Origin of the sequence: Salinispora pacifica CNR114, assembly GCF_000514775.1 — a bacterium.
Lineage (GTDB): Bacteria > Actinomycetota > Actinomycetes > Mycobacteriales > Micromonosporaceae > Micromonospora > Micromonospora pacifica.
The window spans coordinates 103,081-125,994 of the sequence record NZ_AZWO01000017.1 but is presented as its reverse complement, the minus strand read 5'-3'; the positions used below and the strand labels follow the sequence as shown (position 1 = coordinate 125,994).

General features: G+C 66.3%; 27 protein-coding genes, 2 pseudogenes and 2 riboswitches. Of the genes and pseudogenes, 18 read left to right on the top strand and 11 right to left on the bottom strand.

Annotated elements, in window-relative coordinates; genetic code table 11:
* Nucleotides 1–121 precede the first annotated feature (121 nt).
* Nucleotides 122–195: riboswitch (cobalamin riboswitch) on the bottom strand.
* A gap of 132 nt (nt 196–327) precedes the next feature.
* Nucleotides 328–819, bottom strand: coding sequence for a hypothetical protein (locus tag B118_RS0112655; RefSeq protein WP_018812997.1), 492 nt, complete (start codon nt 817–819; stop codon nt 328–330).
* A gap of 411 nt (nt 820–1,230) precedes the next feature.
* Here B118_RS0112655 and B118_RS0112650 point away from each other — a divergent pair, with 411 nt between their 5' ends.
* Nucleotides 1,231–1,623 carry an SCO5389 family protein gene (locus tag B118_RS0112650; protein ID WP_028192858.1) on the top strand — a complete coding sequence of 131 codons (393 nt, stop codon included), beginning with the start codon at nt 1,231–1,233 and terminating at the stop codon, nt 1,621–1,623.
* 5 nt (nt 1,624–1,628) lie between these two features.
* Here B118_RS0112650 and B118_RS0112645 read toward each other — a convergent pair whose 3' ends face one another.
* Nucleotides 1,629–2,003: a hypothetical protein gene (locus B118_RS0112645; RefSeq protein ID WP_155256550.1), complete on the bottom strand. Its 375-nt coding sequence runs from the start codon at nt 2,001–2,003 to the stop codon at nt 1,629–1,631.
* A 301-nt stretch (nt 2,004–2,304) separates the two neighbouring features.
* Between B118_RS0112645 and B118_RS0112640 the strand changes: the two genes are divergently transcribed.
* A complete protein-coding gene (locus B118_RS0112640; protein ID WP_018812999.1) occupies nt 2,305–2,739 on the top strand; it encodes a hypothetical protein in 435 nt (144 codons plus the stop codon).
* A gap of 116 nt (nt 2,740–2,855) precedes the next feature.
* Here the strand turns inward: B118_RS0112640 and B118_RS0112635 are convergent, their stop codons facing one another.
* Nucleotides 2,856–3,332, bottom strand: coding sequence for a hypothetical protein (locus B118_RS0112635; protein ID WP_018813000.1), 477 nt, complete (start codon nt 3,330–3,332; stop codon nt 2,856–2,858).
* Between the two features lie 106 nt (nt 3,333–3,438).
* Here B118_RS0112635 and B118_RS0112630 point away from each other — a divergent pair, with 106 nt between their 5' ends.
* On the top strand, nt 3,439–4,614 hold the full coding sequence (locus B118_RS0112630) for a serine hydrolase domain-containing protein (protein ID WP_028192856.1): 1,176 nt from the start codon (nt 3,439–3,441) through the stop codon (nt 4,612–4,614).
* A gap of 285 nt (nt 4,615–4,899) precedes the next feature.
* The gene (locus B118_RS0112625; protein WP_018222084.1) at nt 4,900–5,328 is read left to right on the top strand and encodes a GNAT family N-acetyltransferase; all 429 of its coding nucleotides are present in this window, start codon (nt 4,900–4,902) and stop codon (nt 5,326–5,328) included.
* A gap of 87 nt (nt 5,329–5,415) precedes the next feature.
* On the opposite strand, the gene B118_RS0112620 is transcribed toward B118_RS0112625, so the two are convergent.
* Nucleotides 5,416–6,306: a polysaccharide deacetylase family protein gene (locus tag B118_RS0112620; protein ID WP_028189080.1), complete on the bottom strand. Its 891-nt coding sequence runs from the start codon at nt 6,304–6,306 to the stop codon at nt 5,416–5,418.
* 172 nt (nt 6,307–6,478) lie between these two features.
* On the opposite strand from B118_RS0112620, the pseudogene B118_RS30320 reads away from it, so the two are divergent.
* The 5 genes and pseudogenes from B118_RS30320 to B118_RS28250 form a co-directional block, all read left to right on the top strand.
* Nucleotides 6,479–6,737: pseudogene (locus tag B118_RS30320) on the top strand (inositol monophosphatase family protein); the annotation flags it as partial.
* Between the two features lie 90 nt (nt 6,738–6,827).
* A complete protein-coding gene (locus tag B118_RS0112615) occupies nt 6,828–7,625 on the top strand; it encodes an alpha/beta fold hydrolase (protein ID WP_028192855.1) in 798 nt (265 codons plus the stop codon).
* Between the two features lie 48 nt (nt 7,626–7,673).
* Nucleotides 7,674–7,890, top strand: a riboswitch (cobalamin riboswitch).
* A gap of 131 nt (nt 7,891–8,021) precedes the next feature.
* Nucleotides 8,022–10,454: a ribonucleoside-diphosphate reductase subunit alpha gene (locus B118_RS0112610; RefSeq protein WP_018813005.1), complete on the top strand. Its 2,433-nt coding sequence runs from the start codon at nt 8,022–8,024 to the stop codon at nt 10,452–10,454.
* Nucleotides 10,451–11,524, top strand: coding sequence for a ribonucleotide-diphosphate reductase subunit beta (locus B118_RS0112605; RefSeq protein ID WP_018813006.1), 1,074 nt, complete (start codon nt 10,451–10,453; stop codon nt 11,522–11,524). The genes B118_RS0112610 and B118_RS0112605 overlap by 4 nt, the downstream gene beginning before the upstream one ends.
* Nucleotides 11,525–11,632: 108 nt before the next feature.
* The gene (locus B118_RS28250; RefSeq protein ID WP_033773633.1) at nt 11,633–11,857 is read left to right on the top strand and encodes a hypothetical protein; all 225 of its coding nucleotides are present in this window, start codon (nt 11,633–11,635) and stop codon (nt 11,855–11,857) included.
* A gap of 548 nt (nt 11,858–12,405) precedes the next feature.
* On the opposite strand, the gene B118_RS31700 is transcribed toward B118_RS28250, so the two are convergent.
* The 3 genes from B118_RS31700 to B118_RS0112590 are packed head-to-tail and all read right to left on the bottom strand — an operon-like array spanning nt 12,406 to nt 13,940.
* Nucleotides 12,406–13,200: a hypothetical protein gene (locus B118_RS31700; protein ID WP_162173350.1), complete on the bottom strand. Its 795-nt coding sequence runs from the start codon at nt 13,198–13,200 to the stop codon at nt 12,406–12,408.
* A 31-nt stretch (nt 13,201–13,231) separates the two neighbouring features.
* Nucleotides 13,232–13,555: a hypothetical protein gene (locus B118_RS0112595; RefSeq protein ID WP_038848331.1), complete on the bottom strand. Its 324-nt coding sequence runs from the start codon at nt 13,553–13,555 to the stop codon at nt 13,232–13,234.
* Nucleotides 13,556–13,580: 25 nt separating this feature from the next.
* The gene (locus B118_RS0112590) at nt 13,581–13,940 is read right to left on the bottom strand and encodes a YbaB/EbfC family nucleoid-associated protein (RefSeq protein ID WP_018828960.1); all 360 of its coding nucleotides are present in this window, start codon (nt 13,938–13,940) and stop codon (nt 13,581–13,583) included.
* A 33-nt stretch (nt 13,941–13,973) separates the two neighbouring features.
* Between B118_RS0112590 and B118_RS0112585 the strand changes: the two genes are divergently transcribed.
* The 8 genes and pseudogenes from B118_RS0112585 to B118_RS30310 all read left to right on the top strand — a co-directional run bounded on the left by B118_RS0112585 (nt 13,974) and on the right by B118_RS30310 (nt 19,990).
* A complete protein-coding gene (locus B118_RS0112585) occupies nt 13,974–14,234 on the top strand; it encodes a hypothetical protein (RefSeq protein WP_018828961.1) in 261 nt (86 codons plus the stop codon).
* Between the two features lie 210 nt (nt 14,235–14,444).
* Nucleotides 14,445–14,546: pseudogene (locus B118_RS31695) on the top strand (ABC transporter permease); the annotation flags it as partial.
* A gap of 448 nt (nt 14,547–14,994) precedes the next feature.
* Entirely contained in the window at nt 14,995–15,837 is an 843-nt protein-coding gene (locus B118_RS0112570; protein WP_028192853.1) for an ABC transporter ATP-binding protein, read from the top strand.
* Nucleotides 15,834–16,595 carry an ABC transporter permease gene (locus B118_RS0112565; RefSeq protein WP_028192852.1) on the top strand — a complete coding sequence of 254 codons (762 nt, stop codon included), beginning with the start codon at nt 15,834–15,836 and terminating at the stop codon, nt 16,593–16,595. Before B118_RS0112570 ends, B118_RS0112565 begins: the two co-directional genes overlap by 4 nt.
* A gap of 25 nt (nt 16,596–16,620) precedes the next feature.
* Nucleotides 16,621–17,391, top strand: coding sequence for a MerR family transcriptional regulator (locus tag B118_RS0112560; RefSeq protein ID WP_018813009.1), 771 nt, complete (start codon nt 16,621–16,623; stop codon nt 17,389–17,391).
* Between the two features lie 113 nt (nt 17,392–17,504).
* Nucleotides 17,505–17,819, top strand: coding sequence for a type VII secretion target (locus B118_RS0112555; protein WP_018222092.1), 315 nt, complete (start codon nt 17,505–17,507; stop codon nt 17,817–17,819).
* Nucleotides 17,816–19,474: an alpha/beta hydrolase gene (locus B118_RS0112550; protein ID WP_028192851.1), complete on the top strand. Its 1,659-nt coding sequence runs from the start codon at nt 17,816–17,818 to the stop codon at nt 19,472–19,474. Before B118_RS0112555 ends, B118_RS0112550 begins: the two co-directional genes overlap by 4 nt.
* A 12-nt stretch (nt 19,475–19,486) precedes the next feature.
* Nucleotides 19,487–19,990 carry a hypothetical protein gene (locus tag B118_RS30310; RefSeq protein ID WP_028192850.1) on the top strand — a complete coding sequence of 168 codons (504 nt, stop codon included), beginning with the start codon at nt 19,487–19,489 and terminating at the stop codon, nt 19,988–19,990.
* Here the strand turns inward: B118_RS30310 and B118_RS30305 are convergent.
* The 3 genes from B118_RS30305 to B118_RS0112530 form a co-directional block, all read right to left on the bottom strand.
* Nucleotides 19,944–20,186, bottom strand: coding sequence for a DsbA family protein (locus B118_RS30305; protein ID WP_238323908.1), 243 nt, complete (start codon nt 20,184–20,186; stop codon nt 19,944–19,946). The genes B118_RS30310 and B118_RS30305 overlap by 47 nt on opposite strands.
* Nucleotides 20,187–20,400: 214 nt before the next feature.
* Complete coding sequence (locus B118_RS0112535; protein WP_026184770.1) at nt 20,401–20,583, bottom strand: DUF397 domain-containing protein; 183 nt, start codon at nt 20,581–20,583, stop codon at nt 20,401–20,403.
* Nucleotides 20,580–21,389, bottom strand: a complete 810-nt coding sequence (locus B118_RS0112530; protein WP_028192849.1) for a helix-turn-helix domain-containing protein — start codon at nt 21,387–21,389, stop codon at nt 20,580–20,582. Before B118_RS0112530 ends, B118_RS0112535 begins: the two co-directional genes overlap by 4 nt.
* A gap of 490 nt (nt 21,390–21,879) precedes the next feature.
* Here B118_RS0112530 and B118_RS32815 point away from each other — a divergent pair, with 490 nt between their 5' ends.
* Nucleotides 21,880–22,260 carry a hypothetical protein gene (locus B118_RS32815; protein ID WP_028192848.1) on the top strand — a complete coding sequence of 127 codons (381 nt, stop codon included), beginning with the start codon at nt 21,880–21,882 and terminating at the stop codon, nt 22,258–22,260.
* A gap of 82 nt (nt 22,261–22,342) precedes the next feature.
* Here B118_RS32815 and B118_RS0112520 read toward each other — a convergent pair whose 3' ends face one another.
* Nucleotides 22,343–22,789: an NUDIX domain-containing protein gene (locus tag B118_RS0112520; protein WP_043541276.1), complete on the bottom strand. Its 447-nt coding sequence runs from the start codon at nt 22,787–22,789 to the stop codon at nt 22,343–22,345.
* Between the last annotated feature and the right edge of the window lie 125 nt (nt 22,790–22,914).

The following is a 22,914-nucleotide window of genomic DNA, read 5'->3' as shown; positions in this document are numbered from 1 at the left end:
CGGCAAGCACCCCGGGGTACGAAAACCCCGCTCCGCGTGCTGCGGTGAGCGGGGTGGACGGACCTCGGCGGACCGGACTTCACCCGGTGAACCTCGACAGTGGAGCCGCTCGTCCCGGGCGGGGCATTCCGGCTCGCGAGAGGGTTTCTCTCGCTCGCGGCTGCGGGTCAGCGCCGGCATCGCACCGGCTTCCCCCACGCGGGACCTATGTGGTTGTGCCCGGTGTGCACCGAGCGCCCGTCACCGTTTCGCCCGGGCGTGCGACGGCGCCAAAGCCCGAGACGGGCACCCGGATGCGGCCACTGGTCACACCGTCGGTGCGGTGGCTCAGGGGGCGGGGATGCTCGGCGGCTCGCTGGCGCCGTAGGACCAACCCTCGACGCTGCCCGGGGCCGGGTCGTAGTTGAGTACGCCCTTGTCGCTGTATTCCCAGTCACCGCCCCGGGGCGCGTGCCAGTACGACCAGTACCCGCTGGCCTGCGGGGTGTCGATGCAGGGCTCGACGTCCGGGGTGGGCAGGCCGCCGAGTCGGCAGACGAAGGCCAGCCCCCAGCGGAGGGTGCCCTCGACGGCGAAGCCGGCGTCCTGGATGGCGGCCAGCCCGGTGTCCGGGTCGCCGGGGGCGCAGGCGACCTCGACGTCGCCGCCGAAGGCGGTGAAGTCGATCACCACGGTAACGCCCGAGGTGCCGTCACAGGCGTCAGCGCGCGCGGCCTGGGGGGCGGGCTCGACAGCGGTCAGGGCGATCCCGGCGACGGCGGCGGCCAACAGGCCGGCGACGCGGGTGCGGACGGTGGTTCGGAGGTGGGACACGACCATCAGGAGTGCCTTTCCGCCCTGCGGTCGTCAGAACCCACCGATCGCTACTGGTCAGCGTCGGGTCGGGGCCTCCGACCCGTGGGCCACGACGGGTGGATAGCGGTGCGCGAGTGTGGCGGGTGATCGGGCTCGCCGTCGGGATGCACCTCGACGGCCTACCGTTGCGGGCCAGCGCCGGATTTTGACCGGACTTCCCCCGCACAGACGCGGTGGTGGAGTTGTCGCGACAGTCTGGGCCGGCGCGAGGAGCACTGTCAAATGCCCCGAGGCGGGCGCATGTCTGGAAGACCGCGCATCGGGTGAATCCGACCGAGCCCCGCCACGCGGTGTCATTGACGCGGTGGACGTCGCGTGGTGTGCTCAGCACGTAACGGTAATGGAAACCATGATCATTGTCAGCTGAGGAGGATCATGTCTCTCACCGTGCCACCGGACCTGCTGCGGTCGGCCGAGTCGGGCCCTGTTGCCGACGACGCCTTCGTCTCCTGCGTCCGCGACTCCCTGCCGTACGCCTGGCAGACCGTCAGCCGGGTAGCGGCGGAGCTGGCGTCCTCCGACGCCGAGTTCGCCGACAACGTCATCCCGCCGCCGACCGAGGAGGAGCGAGGTCAGCTCCTGCGCGCGCTGGCCAGCGATGCCATCCGGGCCAGCCTTGAGCGCCACTTCGGCGTCAAGCTGGCCTTCCAGAACTGCCACCGGGTGGCGGCGTTCCGGCACTCCGCAGTGGACTCGGAAGCCTACCGCCGCTTCATCTCGGTCCGGGGTCAGCTGCTCAACCAGTCTCCCGAGCTGCGCAACTGTTGATCCGGCTACCGCCCGGCGGGCCGGCTGAGTGATTCGCTTCCGCTGGCCCGCCGCGCACCCCCGATCAGCCGCTGCCGCGCTCCTGCCTCAAGCTGGTTCCGCGCCCAGGTGCCGGCTACCGCACCACGCGCCAGCAACTTCTCGGGATCGATAGATAGATCGACGGCTGCCGTGTTCGGCGGCATGTTCGTGAGCATCGTCCGCTCCGGAGTCACACCGATGATCGGTAAGTCGACGAGTGACTCGCGAAGCAGTCCGTCACCTCGTTCGTACTGTGGGATCCAGATCTCCCGCTCGGCGCGCCGTCGGCAGTTCCGCCGAATGTGTAGCGGTGAGGAACTGCGCTCCGTGTGTATGACCACCTTCTGTTTAAAAGTCATACTTCACCCGTATTGACTGGTAGGCGCCATAGGGAAAGCGCCGTAAATGTCGCGCCAGTTTGACCATGGACAGCAAAAATCTGGTTGCACGAGGAATGGCCGGGTGCTAGCTGCTGCCATTGAGAAGCGGGCCCTGCTTTCGGGGCAGGTTGAAAAGCGGAGATGAATGTCGCCCCTTGAGATGTGGGCTGATTGTGTGAAACTATGTGGACATTAACTACGACGACGGGGGTCGAGTGGGCTCGAGTCGCCCCCGATTGGGGAATTTCACGTGAAGAGTATGACCAGACCGCCGGGGCGTATGCTGCTGGCGGCCATTGCGGGTTTCGCTGTCGCTCTGGGCTTCCCGGGCGTCGCCCAAGCTGATGTCGCTGCCCGGCAGATTCAGGGCGATGCCAGCTCCCAGCCGCAGGACGTGTGGACGGAGTACTGGGAAGGCGCTAACCTGGTTGGCATCGGTAAATTCAATGCCGACCGGGATGGTTCGATTCCGGAAGATTCGATCCAGGCATGCGACTATTACGGCGACGGCTGGTGGGTCGAAGTTCGGATGGACGTCGATCCCACCGAAACCTGGGAGACTGATCGGTTTGCTACGACCCAGGGCAATGCACCCCCGTACTGCAGCCCGTGGGAGTCGGGAAGCTTGGTGGAGGGGACACCGGTCGCGGTGAAGGTATGTAAGGTTAAGGACGCCGAGGAGTATTGCGAGGATCCTGTACTCGGCCGGGCGTAGAAGCCCACCGAAGGTCTTCTCCTTCATCTGGTAGGAAATACTGCGGCGACCTTTGCACCCTGGTCGCCGCAGTATTGGCCTGCGTCCCTTGGATGGGGAGCTGTTGGATATATCGGCTAGCTGGGGGGCTTCGGCGGGGCGATCTTGTGGAACCGCTCGTGCGCGGACTGACGGCTGATGCCGAGCGCGTTGCCGATCTCGGCCCAGGAGAGCCCGGTCGCCCGCGCCTGGGTCACGGCCTGTTCGATGAGGGGCCGTTGCCAGCGCTCCACCTGGGCGAGGAGGCCGAGCGCCTGTAGTGGCCAGGTGGTGGTCAGTTCGGCGACGCCGTCCCGCAGCGTGTCGGAGCGGTTGCGCAGCCAGCCGGGCGGCGTGGCAGCCAGGAGTGGCCGGATGTGCCCGCCCCACTCGGCGGTGGCCATCCAGCGTCCCTCGTCGGCGGCCGGATAGTCCCGGCTGCCGCCCCAGCCGCAGCTACATCCGGCCCGGTAGCCGACGGCGTCGGCCGGCGCTGCGGCATCGGTCTTCAGCGCCCCGTCCGGTAGTCGGAATCCGACGAGCTCAGCATGCCCCGGAACCATCTCCTCCGTCATCCGGCCAGCATATGTCTGTCAGGGTTGCCTGACGTTGCCAGTAAGGCTAACTTGACATAGTTGCTTCGGGTGGTCGGCACCCGGAGCCGGCACCCCGGAGGAATCCATGCCCGTGGCACATGGCACCGTCGCGCCGGGATACGAACCGGTTCGAGCGGCTTTCCAGGCGAGCTTCGACGCCGGCTCCGAGATCGGCGCCGCCGTCAGCATCTACCGGCACGGCCGGGAGGTGGTCCGACTCTGGGGTGGGGTCGCCGATCCCGCCACCGAGCGCGCGTGGCGGGAGGACACCCTCCAACTTGTCTACTCGGCCACCAAGAGCGCACCTGCCGCCTGCGCGCACCTGCTGGCCCAGCGCGGGCAGCTCGACCTGGCCGCCCCCGTGGCCGCGTACTGGCCGGAGTTCGCGGCGGCGGGCAAGGGCGGCATCCCGGTCCGCTGGCTCCTGTCCCACCAGGCAGGGCTGCCGGTGCTCGACCGCCCGGTCCCGCTGACGGCGGCGCTCACCGGGGAGCCGGTCGTCGCGGCGCTGGCCGCCCAGGCACCTGCCTGGCCGCCGGGAACGGCGCACGGCTACCACGGGCTCACCTACGGCTGGCTGGTTGGCGAGGTGGTACGCCGCGTCTCCGGCCGCAGCCTCGGCACCTACTTCGCCGACGAGATCGCCACCCCACTTGGCCTGGACTTCTGGATCGGCCTGCCCGCCACCGAGGCGCACCGGGTCGCCCGGATCACCGAGCAGCCGGTCGCCCCGCCCGCCGCCCCCGAGAAGCTGCCGGCGACGCTCCGGGAAGCGCTGGCCGCGTACACCGATCCGACCTCGCTGGCAGTCCGGTCGATGATGGTGACCGACCCGCCGCTGGACCTCGCCGACCCCCGTACCTGGGCGGCGGAGATCCCCGCGGCGAACGGCATCTGCACCGCCTCGTCCCTGGCCCGCTTCTACGCGGGCCTCATCGGCGAGGTTGACGGCGTCCGGATCCTCGACCCGGCCACCCTCGCCGCCGCCACCCGGGAACAGGCCAACGGCGTTGACCAGGTGCTGCGGGTGCCGACCCGGCCGGCGCTCGGCTTCGGCCTGCCCCTGCCGGAGCAGCCCTGGTGGTCACCGACCGCCTTCGGCTTCCCCGGGCACGGCGGCTCACTCGGCTACGCCGACCCGGCCAGCGGGATCGCCTTCGGATACGTGACGAACGGGCTGCGCGTCACCATGGCCCCGGACGCCAGGACGGTGGGCCTGATCGAGGCCCTCCGGTCCGTGCTCTCCCGCCAGTCGGTCTGACTCCGAGGGCGGCTTCCCCGCTTCCGGGTAGGAAACCCATCGCCCGGGTGATCGGTGCAGCCCATCGTGGCCACAGTGCAGGGCGCTAACCCGCGTAGCGGCTCGGCCGGAAGGCGCAGCGAGCATGCGCATCGCGACCGGCGGGTTCCGGCTCCGGACCGGTGGGCCCGAAGGTTGTGGGCACTGGCGGAGCTGTACGGCGAGGTCGCAGCGGTGCGGCGGTCGGTGACGTAACGTCATCAGTCCACCGGGGTTTCCCGGAGGTACTGGCGGGAATTGTCGTGGGTGTTCACCCGAACGCACCACGACGGATACCTGGTCAGCACCGAGCGTGAGCGTCTCGACCTCGACCGGGTGCACCACTGGCTTGCCACCGACACGCACTGGGCCCGTGGATGGGACCGGGCGACGGTGGAGCGTGCCTTCGCGAACTCCATCGGCTTCGGTGTCTATCGCCCCGGAGACGGACGCCAGGTGGCGGTCGCCCGGGCGGTCACCGACCGGGCCACCTGCGCCTGGGTCTGCGACGTGTACGTCGACCGAGCCGAGCGCGGTCGTGGCTTGGGCACCTGGCTCGCCCGCGAGGTCCGGGGCCACCTCCAGAACCTCGGCATCCACAATATTCTGTTGGAAACGGATCACGCGCACGGCGTCTACGCCAAGGTGGGCTTCGTTCCGCTCCGGGGGCCGGACAGGTGGATGCAGCTCGATTAGCGAGATGAGTGTCAGGTCCTGAATCGTGCACCGCAGAGGCGGGTGACGCCGCTGCTGGCCACGTCTTCGCATAACCTGGCCTGCATGCTATGCGCCGTCTCCAGCGCGTGGGTAGCGAAGTGCAAAATCGGTGGCGATGTCGTCGAAGGTGGCCCACCTTGTTCCCTCATGCTGGTTGATGTGTTCGATCATGCGCTCCAGCATCAGGAGAACCTGCGGACGTCCCGACACATCCGGATGGATGGTGAAGGGGAATACGCCGTAGTCCAGCTCCCGGTAGACCCAGTCGAACTGGTCACGCCATATCTCCTCGAGTTGTCGCGGGTTGACGAAGCCGTGGCTGCTCGCGCTGGTCTTGATGAACATCATCGGCGGCAGGTCATCGAGGTACCAGTTCGCCGGAATCTCGATGAGGTCGGTCTCCTCGCCGCGGACCAACGGCTTCATCCAGTCCGCGGCATCAGCGGAATAGTCAATTTTGGTCCAGGTGTCACCCACGCGAACCCGGTGTACGGTAAAGTCGTCGCGCATCAGCGAGTGGTCGTATCGGACACCCCGTTCGAGTAGCAGCTTGTGCGTGACCGGCGAGAATTCCCACCATGGCGCGACGTAGCCCCTGGGGGGTTGTTTGGTTACCGACTCGATCAGGTCTATACACCGGTCCAGGACGGCGGCCTCCTGCGTTTGACTCATCGCGATCGGATTTTCGTGGCTGTAACCGTGGAGACCTACCTCATGACCGGCATCCACAATTTGCCGGAACTGGTCGGGGAACGTCTCGATGGAGTGTCCAGGAACGAACCAGGTGCTCGGAAGGGCGTATTTTTCGAACAGCTTGAGAAGGCGCGGCGTGCCGACTTCGCCAGCGAAAATGCCACGGGAAATATCGACGGGCGAATTTTCGCCACCGTACGAGCCCAACCAGCCGGCGACCGCGTCCATGTCGACACCAAACGCGCACAGAATTTCTTTCGACATCCCATCGGTCCCTTACCGTCTGCCTCGGTGATGGCAGCCGAGGATGAGCTCGATTCTTCACGAGTCTTCGACTGCTGGTAGGAGCTTTGACGGCACATCTGCTGAGTAGGGTGGGCGGCGAACTGGCGGCCGGCGCGGGGATGATCGTGCTATCCGATCGAGAGTGTCCTATCTGTCGATCGCAGATCAGGCGTTGGCGATCGAGTGCGGCGTGGTGGGAGCGATGGTCGTTCGCTCCCACCACGGGTCGGCGCTGACCGGCACCGGCGACAGTGGGCGGATGTGGCTGGTTGACCCCTTGCGTGGGACCTTGCTTCGCCGCGCGGACCATCCTGGTCGCGGTCAACGTGGAGCTGCGGAGCGGCACGCAGCCCACCGTTGCCACCGCCGCTGACCCGTTCAGTGACGGGGTGTTCTGGAGCGGACGTACCACGCCCTGCTCAAGTCGATTGAGAACCAAAATCCGGCCTGAGTAGGGTTGCGGCGGTTTCCGGGTCGCCAGGGGTGAGGGAGTTCGTACGGTGCAGCGGGTGACGATCCATCGGGACGGGGTGGCGCTGTCCTGCCTCGTGGGCGGCTCCGGCGACGATGTGATCGTACTGTTGCACGGGCTGGCCGGCAGCGCGGCGGAGTTGGTGCCGACGGCGGAGGCGCTGCTACCGGAGCACCGCGTGATCGTGGTGGATCAGCGCGGGCACGGCCACTCGACCCGATGGCCGCCGGACCTCTCCCGCCGGGCGTACGTCGAGGATGTGCTCGCCGTCGTCGCGGAGCTCGCCGGTGGTGCACCGGTGACGGTCGTGGGTCAGTCGATGGGTGGGCACACCGCGCTGCTCTTCGCCGCGACGTATCCCGAGTTGGTGCGTCGGCTGGTGCTGCTGGAGGGCGGGGTCGGTGGCCGCGAGGAGCGGGGGGACTACCCGGCCGAGTTGGGTGCCTTCTTCGCCTCGTGGCCGGTGCCGTTCGCCGATGTTCGCCAGGCCGCCGAGTTTCTGGGCGACACCCCGGTGGCCCAGGCCTGGCTGCGAGATCTGGACCGGCGCCCGGACGGGCTCTGGCCGCGATTCGAACCGGCGGTGCTGCGGGACACCATCGCGGCCGTTGCTGACCGGGCCTGCTGGGACGAGTGGCAGCAGGTGCAGGCCCCCACCCTGCTGGTGTTTGGCGAGCACGGGATCATCCCTGTCGCCGAGGTGCGGCGCATGGTGTCCCTACGTCCAGATGTCGAGCGGGTCGTCGTTGCCAGCGCTGGGCACGACGTCCACCTGGAAGACCGGGACGGCTGGCTGCGTGCCCTGGGGCAGTTTCTCAGCCGCTGACACGCCGCCACGACATCTGGTGTTGCATCCCGGATGGGGGAGGCATATATGGTGTCTCCCGCAGCTGGTTCGGCGCTCCCACCGGGAGTGGTCGAGGCAAGAGGGAACCCGGTGGAAGTCCGGGGCTGCCGCGCAGCGGTGAGTGGGAACGACCGCCGTCATCACGCACTGGGCTGATCGAAGCCTGGGAAGCGACGGCCAGTAGGCGACCGGGACCCCGGGCGTGCCCGCGAGTCCGAAGACCTGCCAGCGCGCCGCACGCGACGCGTGCGGCGGTTGGCGGCCGCGCGGGACGGCCGACACCCGCAGCCGCCCGGTGTGGTTACCCACCGGGCGACTGATTGTGGTGTCCCTCCGCGCGTTCGTCGACCTTGTCGGCAGGCGGAGGAGGGGGAGATGACGGCGACGCGGGAACGCGCCACGGACGGTCCGGCCGGGCAGACGACGGCGACGCGGCAGGGCGCCACGGATGGTCCGGGCGGTGCGGCTCAGCAGCAGCGGCGGCAGGTGATGGAGGTCCGTAAGCGCAACGGCGACACCGAGCCGGTGGACGTAAACAAGATTGTCCGTGCGGTGGAGCGGTGGGTCGGCGACCTGAATGAGGTGGACCCGCTGCGGGTGGCGACCAAGACGATCAGTGGCCTGTACGACGGGGCGACAACGGCCGAGCTGGACCGGCTGTCGATCCAGACGGCGGCGGAGCTGATCGGCGAGGAGCCGCAGTATTCGAGGCTGGCGGCGCGGCTGCTGGCCGCGTACGTGGACAAGGAGGTCCGGGGGCAGCAGGTCGCGAGCTTCAGCCAGTCCATCCGGTACGCCCACGGCCTCGGGCTGATCAGCGACGACACCGCCGCCTTCGTGTCCCGCAACGCCCGCAAGCTGGACGATGCGGTGGACCCCGCCGGAGACCTGCGGTTCGAGTACTTCGGGCTGCGTACGGTCGCGGACCGCTACCTGCTGCGGCACCCGCAGTCGCGGCTGGTGGTGGAGACCCCGCAGTACTGGCTGCTGCGGGTGGCCTGCGGGCTGTCGCGGACGCCGGCCGAGGCGATCGGGTTCTACCGGCTGATGTCGTCGCTGGCGTACCTGCCCAGCTCGCCGACGCTGTTCAACTCCGGCACCCGGCACACCCAGATGTCGTCGTGTTTCCTGGTCGACTCGCCCCGCGACGAGCTGGATTCCATCTACCAGCGGTACCACCAGGTCGCGAAGCTGTCGAAGTTCTCCGGCGGCATCGGCATCGCCTGGTCGCGGGTGCGGGGCCGGGGCGCGCTGATCCGGGGAACGAACGGCCGGTCGAACGGCATCGTGCCGTTCCTGAAGACCCTCGACGCCGGGGTCGCCGCGGTCAACCAGGGCGGCCGGCGTAAGGGCGCGGCCTGCGTCTACCTGGAGCCCTGGCACCCCGACATCGAGGAGTTCCTGGAGCTGCGGGACAACACCGGCGAGGACGCCCGGCGTACGCACAACCTGAACCTGGCCAACTGGCTCCCGGACGAGTTCATGCGCCGGGTCGAGGCGGACGGGGACTGGTCGCTGGTTGACCCGTCCGACGCCCCGGAGCTGCCCGACCTGTACGGCGCGGAGTTCGACGCCGCCTACCGGGTCGCGGAGAAGAAGGCGGTCCGTACGGTCAAGGCGCGGGACCTGTATGGGCGGATGATGCGCACCCTGGCGCAGACCGGCAACGGGTGGATGACCTTCAAGGACCGCGCGAACGCGCTGTCCAACCAGACCGGGGAGCCCGGTAACACGATTCACCTGTCGAATCTCTGCACCGAGATCCTTGAGGTCAACAACGACGCCGAGACCGCGGTGTGCAACCTGGGCTCGGTCAACCTGGGCGCCCACGTCAGCGCCGACGGGGTGGACTGGGCGAAGCTGCGGGAGACCGTCCGTACCGCGATGGTCTTCCTCGACCGCGTGATCGACATCAACTACTACCCGGCCGAGCAGGCGGCCGCCTCCAACCCGCGTTGGCGGCCGGTCGGGCTCGGGCTGATGGGGCTGCAGGACGCCTTCTTCACGCTGCGGCTGCCGTTCGACTCGGCCGAGGCGCGGGAGCTGTCCACCCGGGTGCAGGAGGAGATCTTCCTGACCGCGTTGGAGACCTCCGCCGGGCTCGCCGAGCGGTTCGGCCCACATCCCGCGTACGCCGAGACCCGCGCCGCCCGGGGCGAGCTGCACCCGGAGCTGTGGGGGGCCGAGCCGACGCAGCCGACGCGGTGGGCCGAGCTGAAGGCGCGGGTCGCGGAGCACGGCCTGCGGAACTCGCTGCTGGTCGCGATCGCCCCGACCGCGACGATCGCCTCGATCGCCGGCTGCTACGAGTGCATCGAGCCGCAGGTGTCCAACCTGTTCAAGCGCGAAACCATGTCCGGTGAGTTCCTCCAGGTCAACACCTACCTGGTTGGTGAGCTGAAGGCGCGCGGGTTGTGGACGGCCCCGATCCGGGACGAGATCAAGCGGGCGGAGGGGTCGGTGCAGGGCATCGCCGAGCTCCCCGCCGAGGTGCGGGAACTGTTCCGTACGGCGTGGGAGCTGCCGCAGCGGGCACTGATCGACCTGGCTGCGGCCCGCGCCCCGTACATCGACCAGTCCCAGTCGCTGAACCTGTTTCTGGCCGCGCCGACGATCGGCAAGCTCTCCTCGATGTACCTGTACGCCTGGAAGTCCGGGCTGAAGACCACCTACTACCTGCGGTCCCGTCCCGCGACGCGGATCCAGCAGGCCACCGTCGCCGTCACCCCGTCGAGTTCCGCCGGCGCTGATGCCGCGGCGCTGGCCTGCTCCCTGGAAAACCCCGAAAGCTGCGAGGCCTGCCAATGACCACCGATGCCGAGACCCGTACCGCGACCGTCGAGACCCGTACCGCGACCGCCGGGACCGTTGGCGAGCGGCAGCTGCTGCTCGACCCCGGTATGGACCTGACCCTGCGCCCGATGCGGTACCCGCACTTCTTCGACCGGTTCAAGGAGGCGATCAAGAACACCTGGACGGTTGAGGAGGTGGACCTGCACTCCGACCTCGCCGACCTGGCGAAGCTCTCCCCGGCCGAGCGGCACCTGGTGTCCCGGCTGGTCGCGTTCTTCGCCACCGGCGACACGATCGTCGCCAACAACCTGGTGCTCAACCTCTACCAGCACGTCAACTCTCCGGAGGGCCGGCTCTACCTGTCCCGGCAGCTCTTCGAGGAGGCGGTGCACGTCCAGTTCTACCTGAACCTGCTGGACACCTACGTGCCGGAGGAGAAGGAGCGGTTCGCGGCGTTCGCGGCGGTGGAGAACATCCCCTCGATCGCCCGCAAGGCCGAGTTCTGCTTCCGGTGGATCGACTCGATCTTCGAGCTGCGGGAGCTGCGGACCCGGGCGGACCGGCGGGCGTTTCTGCTCAACCTGATCTGCTTCGCCGCCTGCATCGAGGGCCTGTTCTTCTACGGCGCCTTCGCCTACGTCTACTTCCTCCGCTCCCGGGGTCTGCTCAACGGTCTCGCGTCCGGCACCAACTGGGTGTTCCGCGACGAGTCCATGCACATGGCCTTCGCCTTCGACGTGGTGGAGACCGCCCGCGCCGAGGAGCCGGACCTCTTCGACGCCGACCTGGAGCAGCAGGTCAGGGAGATGATGGCGGAGGCGGTCGACTGCGAGGTCCAGTTCGCCGCGGACCTGCTTGAGCAGGGAGTGTCCGGGCTCTCCCTGACCGACATGCGGGAATACCTCCAGCACGTCGCGGACCGGCGGCTGGTCACGCTGGGAATCGCCCCGATGTACGGCAGCCAGAACCCGTTCGCCTTCATGGAGTTGCAGGACGTACAGGAGCTGTCGAACTTCTTCGAGCGGCGGGTGTCGGCGTACCAGATGGGCGTCAGCGGGAGCGTCACCTTCGACGACGACTTCTGATCCGAAGCTGGGGGAGTGGTCCCGGTTGGCGCCGCGTCTGCGGTATCGACACGTCGCCTGGGACCGGATCCGAGCGCCGGGCTGCGGGCCGACCGTGGGCCGACGGCCTTGTTGAGCCGGCTGGGGCTGGTCGACGTGGCCCGGCGCCTCGTCCACCCGTGGGCGCCGACCGGTGGCTACCTCGATGCGGTGCCGCGGCGCATCGCCGCCTTCCGCGGCTCCGCCCCGGTGCTACCGGCCCTGATCGGCTATCGGGTGATCGATTCCGCTGCCGTACGCAAACTTAGTGATCATCTTTCGATTGTGCTCCCGCTCGATCCGGCGCGCCCGTAGGCAGGCAGCGTGGACACCCCAACCCCGCTTAGCTTCGATGGGCTGCCGTGGTTGATATCTGTTGGGTTTTGCTGTTCAAAAAAACCGGAAGTAGCGAAAGTGACATCACTATGGAACCCGTAGCTAGTGCTGGCGAGGAGTAAGTATCGATCAAGAGTACGGCCAGTGTGATCGTCAGCGTGGCGCCTAATGCGAAATGCCCTATCAGTTTACCCGCTTTGGCTAGCATCGCTGATGCGTGAGCCCGTTCGGTGTCGACTGATTCTCCATGGACTGCGGTTCGTCCGGTAATCAGGGCAATGATAGAAATGACGAACGACGAAAGGATCATCAATAGGCTGAACCCAAGCCCGAGCCCGAAGGCCCAGCTGATTTCGACTCGGGCGCCGGATCGCAGCGCGAGATAGCATAGGAAAGCTGGGATGACCAGGGCGGCCAGGGTGATCCCCAGTAGGTTTAGATAAGCTCTGCGAAGCCGGGAGCCACCGCCACTTGGCAGTGCGCGAGTGTCGGCGTTGTTGTGCTTGTTGGTGTGGTCGCTATAGCTTTTAGCCATCGGGCTGGAGCCGCCAATCGGTGGTGTCACCGTCCTGGAGACTGCCATCATCAAAGTCAGTGGTGGTCGAACCTGGCCACCTACCATCAGGAAATGCGGCGTTGGAGTGCAACGTCTGCTGGAGGGCCGTCAGGCTGTCGACTGCGGTTCCTACGTAGGCTCCAAAAGCGGCGGTTACTGCGATCACCAGGCCAACTACTTTGGCCGTCGAAGCGCCGGCGGCCGCGGCCGCCGGCGGTGCGCCAACTACTGTAGCTGCAGCGCCTGCTTCTGCACCTAGTTCGATGCAGTAGGATACCACCGCAGCAAGCACTCCGCCCCACATGGCTATAATGCCAAAGGCGGTTTGGGTTAGCTGGCTGCCTATTGCGTCTGTGGTTGCCTTGATTTCCTCAAGAGCTTTCTGCTGGGCTGGTAATATGCTGGCGTAGGCTTCGGCTGCCGGCCCTTTCCAGTAATTGTCGATACGCAGCTGGTCCGCACCTAGCTTGGGTGCCAGTCCGCTGGCCGGACCGCCGATCTTGGTTGTCCACTCCTGGGCAGCCGACCAGAGGCTGAAGGGCCATCCTGGATTTAGGTAGATCTTCGTGACCTCCTCAAAAAACTTTCTGAGGAGGTTGTTGAGCTCTTCAAGAGATCTTCTGAGCTGTTGGGAAATAAATTCTGGGAGCTTGCTGAGAAATTGATTACAATGACCAAAGAGCTTTCCGCAGTGCCTTTCAACCTCTGCGAGTAGCTCGCCCATTTTTGCGAGCTTTTCCCGGAACTCCGACTCCGACAGGGTCATTGGGATGGAGCTCACCACTGAATCTGTCTCCCTAGTAGATGTTGTTCATTCGATGAACGGTTTCTTGCTCCTCGCGAGCGTAGTTGTCGGCGGCGAAACGCAGTGCGTTGGCGATGTTGTCAAAGTTGGTGCTGCCCTGATGGAGCAGTGAGGTCATGCGGTCTTGGAGGTCGTTGTAGATGTCATCGAGACCGATTAGGTGACCAAGTGAGCTGAAGTCATACGCACCTAGGGCCAGGCTTCGGGCAACCTGTCTCATCTCGTCGAACTGTTGTGACATTTCGATCCACGTCCGCGCGTCGGAATAGACGGCGTCGATCGAGGCATCTATCTGGTCCTTGCTTGGGTTTTCCATCGAGGCTCTTCCTGGGCCGTGGTTATTAGCGAATGAGACCGACTTCCCTAAGTAGTAACTCGGGCGAGGCGGTCAGCTGTCGTAGTCGTTCTATCTCAGGTGTTGCCTTTCGCTTGCGCTGCTGCTCTTCGTTGGCGGCGCGGCAAGCTTGGGCCAACGCCTCTTCGAGGGCGGCGGCGATGCGTTCGTGAGTGGCTGCACGCAGCCACTCACGATCGAACTCGACGGATTGAACAGCTCCGGTACCCATGGTCACCCGTACCGTCTTTGCCTGGTTGTGAGATGTTATGAACCGCTGGGCGGCGGCCTCGGCCTCCTGCTCCATGCGTTTCATTGTGTCGAGCGCGTCGTCCAGAAGATTAAACAGGTCGCGAATGGCGTACATGGACTGTCGAGAGGAGGGGTCACCGACCTCGGGGTGCTCTGTCTGTCCTACATCCAAGTTCTCAACGACTTGTTCCTCGGCCCCGCCAGCCGCCCACGCAGTCATTCGGGTGACTACTGCTGCCTGCATCGCCTCGATCACGGCAGGTCCCAGGCCGGCTACTCCGACCAGCTGAGCCCAGCCTCGATTGACCTGGACAGCCAGCACGTCTCCGGCACCGTCCAGGGTTACCTCGACCGCACCGGAGTGGTCACTTCCTACGACCTCGGCTCCAGCCGCGTTGGCCGCAGCTGACAGCTGCGCTGCAAGTGCTTCGGCTTGGCGCTGAAGATCTCGGAGTCCGGCAAGGTTGATTTCTCCGCCACTCAATGTGCTTTCACTCTCCCCGATCGACGGTGCGCAGTCACGATAGCGCTCGGCGAGGGGTCAAGCAGTCCCCCGCATCGCCGGCAGCGCTTTCAGCTGGCCGGTGGGGTAGCGCCGTCGGTAGCAGAACTCGGTGGTGTGCCCACGGAGAGCGGGCCTGGCCCGACACACGCCTTCGCCGAGAACCAGCCAGCCACCTCCATCGTCGACATGGTCCGCGGTCTGTTAGCGCAGCAGCAGGCCTGAGCTGGGGCCGAGGGGAGGTGCTGATGCATCCGGGATTCGCGGTTGATGTGGATGCCCTGGAGAGGGTGGGGGCGCAGGTGGAGGCAGTCATCCCGCCCGCCTCCGGTGCGTGGTCGGAGACCGATGTTTTGCCGATTCTTTCCGAGTTTTGGGATCGGAGAGGTTGCCGGGTTACGACTGACGGCCACATTGGAGACGAACATCGCTATTTTGTTCGTACTGATGACGAATACAAGGTTTTCGTCGAAACTTACGATCGGGGTGGGCATTACGACGTTCGCCTGGGTGCTAGCTCGCCTTGTGTGTGGGAGTTCGGGACGCCTGGGCCGCAGTAGTGGCCGGGGGCGCATCCAGTTGATCGGAGAGGTGGTGCGGCGGGTGGCGAAACGCGGCCGGTTTCGGGCTTGACCTTGACGCAGCGTCAACCCTGCACGCTGGGGTCATGTCGATAGATCTTCAGCGGACGCCGGGGCAAGGCCGGGAGCCGGCGATCCAGGTACGCGGCCTGCACAAGTCCTTCCAGGAGCTGCAGGTGCTACGCGGCGTCGACTTCGACGTCGCACCGGGCAGCGTCTTCGCCCTGCTCGGCTCGAACGGGGCGGGCAAGACCACGGTGGTACGCATCCTCTCCACGCTGCTGCGCTCGGATGCCGGCGCGGCCACCGTGAACGGCTTCGACGTTGCCGCGCAGGCGGGAAAGGTGCGTGCGTCGATCAGCCTGACCGGGCAGTTCGCCGCGGTCGACGAGGTCCTCAGCGGGCGGGAAAACCTGGTGCTGGTCGCCCGGTTGCGACGGCAGCGGGAGCCGGGACGGGTGGCGGATGACCTGCTGGCCCGCTTCGCCCTCACCGACGCGGCGAACCGCCGGGTGGCGACGTACTCGGGTGGGATGCGTCGTCGCCTTGACCTCGCGATGAGTCTGGTGGGGAAACCACCGGTGATCTTCCTCGATGAGCCGACGATCGGGCTGGACCCGCAGGCGCGGCTGGAGGTGTGGCAGGCCGTCCGGGAACTCGCCGGCCAGGGTACGACGGTGCTGCTCACCACCCAGTATCTGGACGAGGCCGAGCAGCTCGCGGACCGGATCGCGGTCCTGCACGAGGGGCGCATCATCGCCAACGGCACGCTCGCTGAGCTCCGGCGGCTGTTCCCGCCCGCGACCGTGGAGTACGTCGAGAAGCAGCCGTCCCTGGAGGACATCTTCCTGGCCATCGTCGGCGGCGGGGACACCGCCGTGCCGACCGCATCCACCGCACCGGTACGAGCAGCTAAGGACCCCCGATGACCGGCAACTTCCTCAGCGACACCACCGCCCTGACCCAGCGTTCCCTGCGCCACATCGGCCGCAGCCCGGACACCATCATCACGACCGCGATCACGCCGATCGCCCTCATGCTGCTCTTCGTCTACGTCTTCGGCGGTGCGGTCGAGGCCGGGTCGGATAACTATGTGAACTACCTGCTTCCCGGCATCCTGCTGATCACCGTGGCGTCGGGCATCTCCTACACCGCGTACCGGCTCTTCCTGGACATGAAGGGCGGCATCTTCGAACGGTTCCAGTCCATGCCGATCGCCCGCTCGGCCGTACTGTGGGCGCACGTGCTGACCTCGCTGGTCGCCAACCTGATCTCGCTGGTGGTGGTGGTGCTGGTCGCCCTCGCGATGGGATTCCGCTCCGGGGCGGGCGTGCTGGCCTGGTTGGCGGTAGCTGGGATCATGCTGCTCTTCACCCTGGCTCTGACCTGGCTCGCCGTCATCCCCGGGCTGACTGCGACGTCCGTGGAGGGGGCGAGCGCCTTCTCCTATCCGCTCATCTTCCTGCCGTTCATCAGCTCGGCGTTCGTGCCCACCGAGAGCATGCCCGGCCCGGTACGCGCCTTCGCCGAGAACCAGCCGGCCACCTCCATCGTCGACACGGTCCGCGGTCTGTTGGCGCAGCAGCAGGTCGGCGTCGACCTGTGGATCGCCCTCGCCTGGTGCGTCGGGCTGCTCACCGTCGCGTACGTCGTAGCCAGGTCCGTCTACCATCGCAAGGTCAGGTGACGTTGTGCCCGGCGTGGAGGTAGCCATGCTGACGATCGGGCGGCTGGCCTCCTACGCTGGGGTTTCCATCCGCGCGGTGCGGCACTACCACCAGATCGGGCTCCTGCCGGAGCCGGAACGCGACGCCTCCGGCTACCGGAGCTACGACGCCGCCGCGGTGCTGCGCCTGATCCGGATCCGGACCCTCGCCGAGGCCGGCGTCCCGCTGGCCCGGGTCCGGGAGCTGCTCGATGCCGACCCGGAGACGTTCGCCGCCGCGACGATCGAGGTCGACCGGGAGCTGCGGGCGCGGATCCGCACCCTCCAGGAGCACCGGCGGCGGGTCGCGCAGCTGGGCTCCGTCGAGTCGCTGGCGGTCCCCGAGGAGGTGGCCGACTACCTGGAGCGGCTCCGGGGCATCGGAGTACCGCGGATGCTCGTCGAGGCGGAGCGGGACGCGTGGATCCTGCTGGCGGCGCGCTTCCCGGAGACGATCTCGGCGATCATCGCCGACAAGGTGGCCCAGCTCGCCGACCCGCGGATCCGCCGGCTCTACCAGCTCCTCGGCCGGCTCACGGTGGAGCCGGAAGACGACGATCTGCTGCGCGCAATCGCCGACCTGCTGAGCGACTTGTACGAGGAGGCGGCGGCGAACGGGGTGCTGGACCAGCAGGACGAGGTCATTCCGGACCAGGCATTCGTCCGGTTGCTGGATGCGTTCTCCTTTGCTGCCCACCCCGTCGTCGCCCGGCTGGGGGAGCTGCTCGCCGAACGTGGCTGGACCGGATGGACCCGGGCGGAAAAGCGCAAGCCCTGAGCTGGGGGCCGAACTCTTGCACTCATGGTCACTCTGGATGATCCATCACGACGTGTGCTGTTACATCCAAGGTGGTGAAGCTTCGGTATTGTGCGGGTCGCACGAGGGGGGAGGTGCTGATGCATCCGGGATTCGCGGTTGATGTGGACGCCCTGGAGAGTGTGGGGGCGCAGGTAGAGGCGACGGCGGCGATGTTGCGGGAGTCGGTACGGGTGGCTGGTGCCGGGTTGGCGCCGTCGTCGCCGCCGGGTTCGGCTGCGGTGGTCGCGGCGCGGGGTGCGGAGAAGGCGTGGCTGGTGGAGCTGCGTCGGTTGGTGGAGGAGTTGGAGGGCTTCGGTGCGGATTTGAGCGCTTCGGCGCGGGAGTATCGGGCCGCGGATGAGGTGAACGCTGACGGGCTGCGGCGGATGGGGGTGCTACCGCGGTGAGTGGTCTGACGTTGCGGGATGTGCTCGATTTTCGGCCGGATCCGTGGCATGAGTCGGCGCAGGTGTGGGGTCGGCTTGCGCAGGGGATCGACGATGCCGCTGAGCAGCTGATCCGGGGGAGCCGGGATCTTGTTCATGTGTGGCCGGACGGTCGGGCTTCGGCGGCTGCGGTAGGCAAGGGCGAGACGTTGCGGGCTGAGGTGAGTAACGCGTACAACCCGGCGAGGCGGGTCGCGGATGCGCTGGAGCAGCATGCGTACGCGATGGTGGGGTTGCGGCGGCAGGCGGAGGAGATTGTCGCCGCGGCGCGGGTAGCTGGTTATCAGGTGGACATGGTGACTGGGGCGACGGCGCCGCCGCCGTCGGCGGACATGGCTGGTGGCTTGGATCGTTCCAGTCGGGCTACCGAGTCGGTGCTTCGGTATTTGCCGACGGTGGTGGAGTATGCGCGGGCGCAGGATGATGCGACTGCTAATGCCATCGCGGTTAATGTGCCGTCGCCGCGGGTGGGGTTCGGGTCGGGCCAGCTTGGTGGGGTTTCTCGTGGGGTGTTGGAGGCGCAGGCGGGGCGGAGTCCGGCGGAGGTTCATGCGTGGTGGGAGTCGTTGACTCCGTTGCAGCAGGAGCAGGCGTTGCGGGAGTTCCCGGACCTGGTCGGGCAGCTGGACGGCATTCCGATCTCTGATCGGGATGTGGCCAACCGCAGCGTGCTGGAGCGCGACCGCGGTCTGATCCAGCAGCAGTTGAGCGAGATTGAGGCCAGAGAAGAATTTCTGTGGAAAGCTCTTCAACAGGGTCAGGTTTTAGATGTCTATCCGGAAGCCGAGGATCCGAGGGCTGCGCTGGAAGACGAGTTGAGGAGACTTGCGTCCGAGCGTGCTGAGTTGCCCGGCAAGCTGCGGGGCATCGACGCGATTACCACCCGGTTGAACGATCCAGGTCGGCCGGACGCCTACCTGATCGGGTTCTCCAGCGACGGGGACGGTCGGGCGATCGTCTCGGTCGGCAATCCGGACACTGCCGAGAATGTGCTCACCTACGTGCCAGGCACTGGCGAGCAACTGTCCAGTGCTGGTGCCGGTTTGGTGCGCACGGGCATCATGGCCGATGACGCCGCTTGGGCGGCGGGGGGTGAGAAGACGTCGGTGGTCTACTGGTATGGCTACGACGCGCCGGACTCGATTTCTGATGCTGGTGGAGAAGCTTATGCCGAGGGCGGCGGTCCGGTCCTCGACAGGTTCCAGACTGGGCTGAGGGCTACTCACGATGGGGAGGTCCCATCGCGCAACACGGTGCTTGGTCATAGTTATGGTTCTACGGTTATCGGTCACGCCGCTCGGGGCTCTGACTTCGATGCCGATGCTGTGGTGTTCGTCGGTTCGCCTGGTGTTGGCGTTGATCACGTTTCCGATTTGGCGGGCCTGCGCCCCGATCAGGTCTGGGCTACCACGGCGAAGCACGACGTTATTGGTCTGGTGCCGGACTGGGACTTCACACATGGCAAGGATCCCAGTGAGGCCGACTTCGGGGCGCGGGTTTTCCGCAGTGACCCGGGTAGCTTCCTTGATATGACCGGCGCCCACTCCGCCTACTGGGACGACGATAATCCTGCGCGTGAAAATATCGCAGACATTGTCACCGGTCAAGCTAGATAAAGGTGAACTGACATGGCGTATCGGCGGGTAGGTACCGTGCTGGCCGCGGCTGTCTTGATTGCATTTACCACGGCTGGTTGTTTGGGAAAGGATAGCGCTATGCAACCTACCGAGACGCTTGCGCAAGCGGCTGAACGAGTTGAGGAGCTTCTGCAGGAGGCGATCGCCCAGTTACCTTCCGACGCTACTATCGATAGACGCCCAAACTTTGATGGTGCCCCGTGTGATCTTTCCACCGGGCCGGTGTTCTCGGAGCGAAGCGCTCAGGTTATTCCGCCCGTCTCCGGCACGTGGTCGGAGACTGATGTTTTGTCGATCCTTTCCGAGTTCTGGGAGCGCAAGGGCTACACGGCATTTATTGATGAGAATTCCAGCACCCGGCATCGCTATTTCGTCCGAACCGACGATGGCTACAAGCTTTCGGTTCGCACTTATGATCGGGGTGGGCATTTCGATGTTCGCCTGGGTGCTAGTTCGCCTTGCGTGTGGGAGTTCGGGACGCCTGGTCCGCAGTAGTGGCGGGGGCACATCCAGCTGATCGGTTAGGTGGTGCGGCCGCTAGTGGCGATCCCGTTGTCGGCGCCCCGGGTGCCAGCTCGAACGGCGCGAACCGGATCTCGATGACGCCGCCCTGCTTTCGCCATCGGGCCACGGCGCGCTCCAGCCTGGTAAAGCCGATGTACGAGTGCACGCAAATCAAGTCCAGCACCATGTCCACGTGTAGCTTGCCGTCCACGTTGTTCATGGGGCCCATTTTTTAACCTCAACCTGGATTGAGGTCAAGCAGTTCCCCGCTGGAATTCAGTAAGGGCTTTGCCCACGCGCGAGGCGCGGATCGCTGACCGGGTTGGGGTCCGTCGTTAACGTCAGTAGACCCGGAAAAGGCCCGGTCTCCGTAGGGGGAGCCGGGCCTTCCGTGGTGCTGGTCAGTGTCGCTTGGCGAAGTCGACGAAGGTCTGCCACACCGTCGGGTGGAACTGGAGGGTGCCGCCATCCCGGTCCTTGGTGTCGCGCACGAGCACGACGCTGGGCAGGTTGTCGGCCACCTCGACGCACGACCCGCCGTTGGATCCGGACCGCGTTGATTTGTGCCATCGGGCACCAGTCATGTCCATGTCTGCGCCGCCTTTTTGATCAGGTCGAGGGACTGCCTGCGGGGGAGGGCCTCACCCCGGACCGCCTCCCACGTGCGCTGGAGGGTAGCAAGGTCATCGGCTCCGTTCACCACCTGCGCGCGCACTTGGTGGTCCAGGTGGGTCACCATCGAGCCGTCGCCGAGAGTGGCCAGGATGAAGCCGCCCTGCAAACCAGGGTAGATCCCGGCCTCGTCGGGCACCACGAGGATCTGCACGTGCGGTAGCTCCCCCATCTTCACCAGGTGAGCGATCTGCTCGGCCATCACGCCCGGCTGGCCGACCACCGGCCGGCGGAGCACCATCACGTCGATGACCGCCACGAGTTGGACGGGCTGGTCACCGGAGAGAATCGCTTGCCGCCCGAGTCGGGAAAACACCCGCTGCTCAAGGTCATCGGTGTAGAGCAGGTTGTGCGACAGAGTTGCCCGCGCGTATGCCTCCGTCTGCAGCAAGCCGGGTACCCAGGCCGGCTCGTACCAGCGGAGTAGTGTCGCCTCCTGCTCGCACTCGATCCACTCGCGTAGCCAGTCCGGGTCGGCTTTGGCGAGTTCTCGGAGCATTCGGCTGAATCGGCCGTCCTGGCCCTCGCGGAACGCGGGGTCGTGGGCCCGGTCGACCGCGACCGCGTAGTCCGGCGTGAGTGGACGCCCGCCGGTCTCGACGGCGCTCACGTGCGACGCCGAGTAGCCGATGCTGCGGCCGAAGTCCTCCTGGCTGAGGGCCAGGTTTTGGCGAAGTAAGCGAAGCTCCATCAGCACGTAGTCCATGACACTGCCCATCGCTGCCCACTTTCTGCTCGGTTTTTCGCGCGTCTCCTCACGACTGCCCAACGCTGCCCAATCAGGCCCAAGATCTGCTCGATCAGCGTGAGCAGGTATCGAAACCAGGCCGGTCCTATCGAGACTGTCACTCATGCGGACCTGTTCTTCGCCGAGCGTAGCTGGGATGGGTCCTGCCCAGGGCCCCGCCCGTATCCGGCAGGTGTGGGTGGGGCCCTGTCCAAGGACACAAGGAGGTAGTAGTGAAGATCCGTTGGTTCAGCCGGCACCGGAGGAACAAGCCGCCAACCGGGGCGCACCGATCGAACGCCCCGTACCGCCCCGCAGCACCACCACCAAACCGGCCAGTGAACCGGCCACCAACCCGGCCAGCGAACCTGCCGGTCAACCTGCCGGCGTGGATGACCCAACCCACCCTCGCCGAACCCCAACCCGGACGCGTCGGCCGGCTCACCCCCGCCCAACAATGGCGCGCCAACGGAGGCCGCTGGTGAACCCCCACCACCTCCCCACACCACGACTCGGCCCCCACCCCCAACACCCACACCCACACCCACACCCACACCCACACCCACACCCACACCCACACCACCACACCAGAAACCAACCACCCCACACATCCCAACGACACACCTGGACCTGCCGCGCCTGCGGCCACCCCTGGCCCTGCGCCGAAGCCCGCCTCCTCCTCACCACCCAATACAACACCCGACAATCAAGCCTATCGATCTACCTAGCCGGACTCTGCTACGAAGCCATGCACGACCTCTACCACCTCAACCCCCACGACGCACCACACCCCCGCGACCTATTCGAACGCTTCGTCGCCTGGGGGCCGTTCCGGCGGTCGGCGCGGAAGCTCCCGGATTGATGCTCCGACGCCGGGCGAGTCGTAGGGACCGTGGTCGGGCTGCCAGCAGCAGCAGCAGCAGCAGCAGCAGCAGCAGCAGCGATCAACCGGCCCGGACCAGCTGTCGGTACTCCGTGGAGCCCAGGAAGCGCGGCACGATCGCCGCGTAAGCCCGCCCGAACTCCAGGGTGAGCACGTCGGCCCGGTCGACGAATCGCATCGCCGCCCCCTCCCCACACACCACATCCGCATCGTTGGCGTTGGTCGGCGCGTAGAAAATTGAAAACTCACCGACCGTGCCGGGGAATCGCCCTGCCGGAGCCAGGCCCCGCCAGAACAGGCGCAGCTCATCGACTTTGAGACCGGTCTCCTCGTGGAGCTCTCGATGGGCAGCCACCAGCGGATCCTCACCCGGATCCAGGTGACCACCAGGTAGCGACCATCGGTGCGGATCCACTTTGGTGTTACCGTCCCGAAGCTGCAGCAACAACCGACCTTGAGGATCAGTCAAGATCACGCCCGCGATTCGTACGTCCACTCGCGCCACCATCCGCGCAGCCTAATCGAGCTGGGCTATCCGCATGACCACTGTGATCAGCCCTCCGAACGGAATGAACCCTCGTCACACCCGGCGCCTACCGCGAAGCGCACCTCAACCTGTCGTCCCTCGGTCCA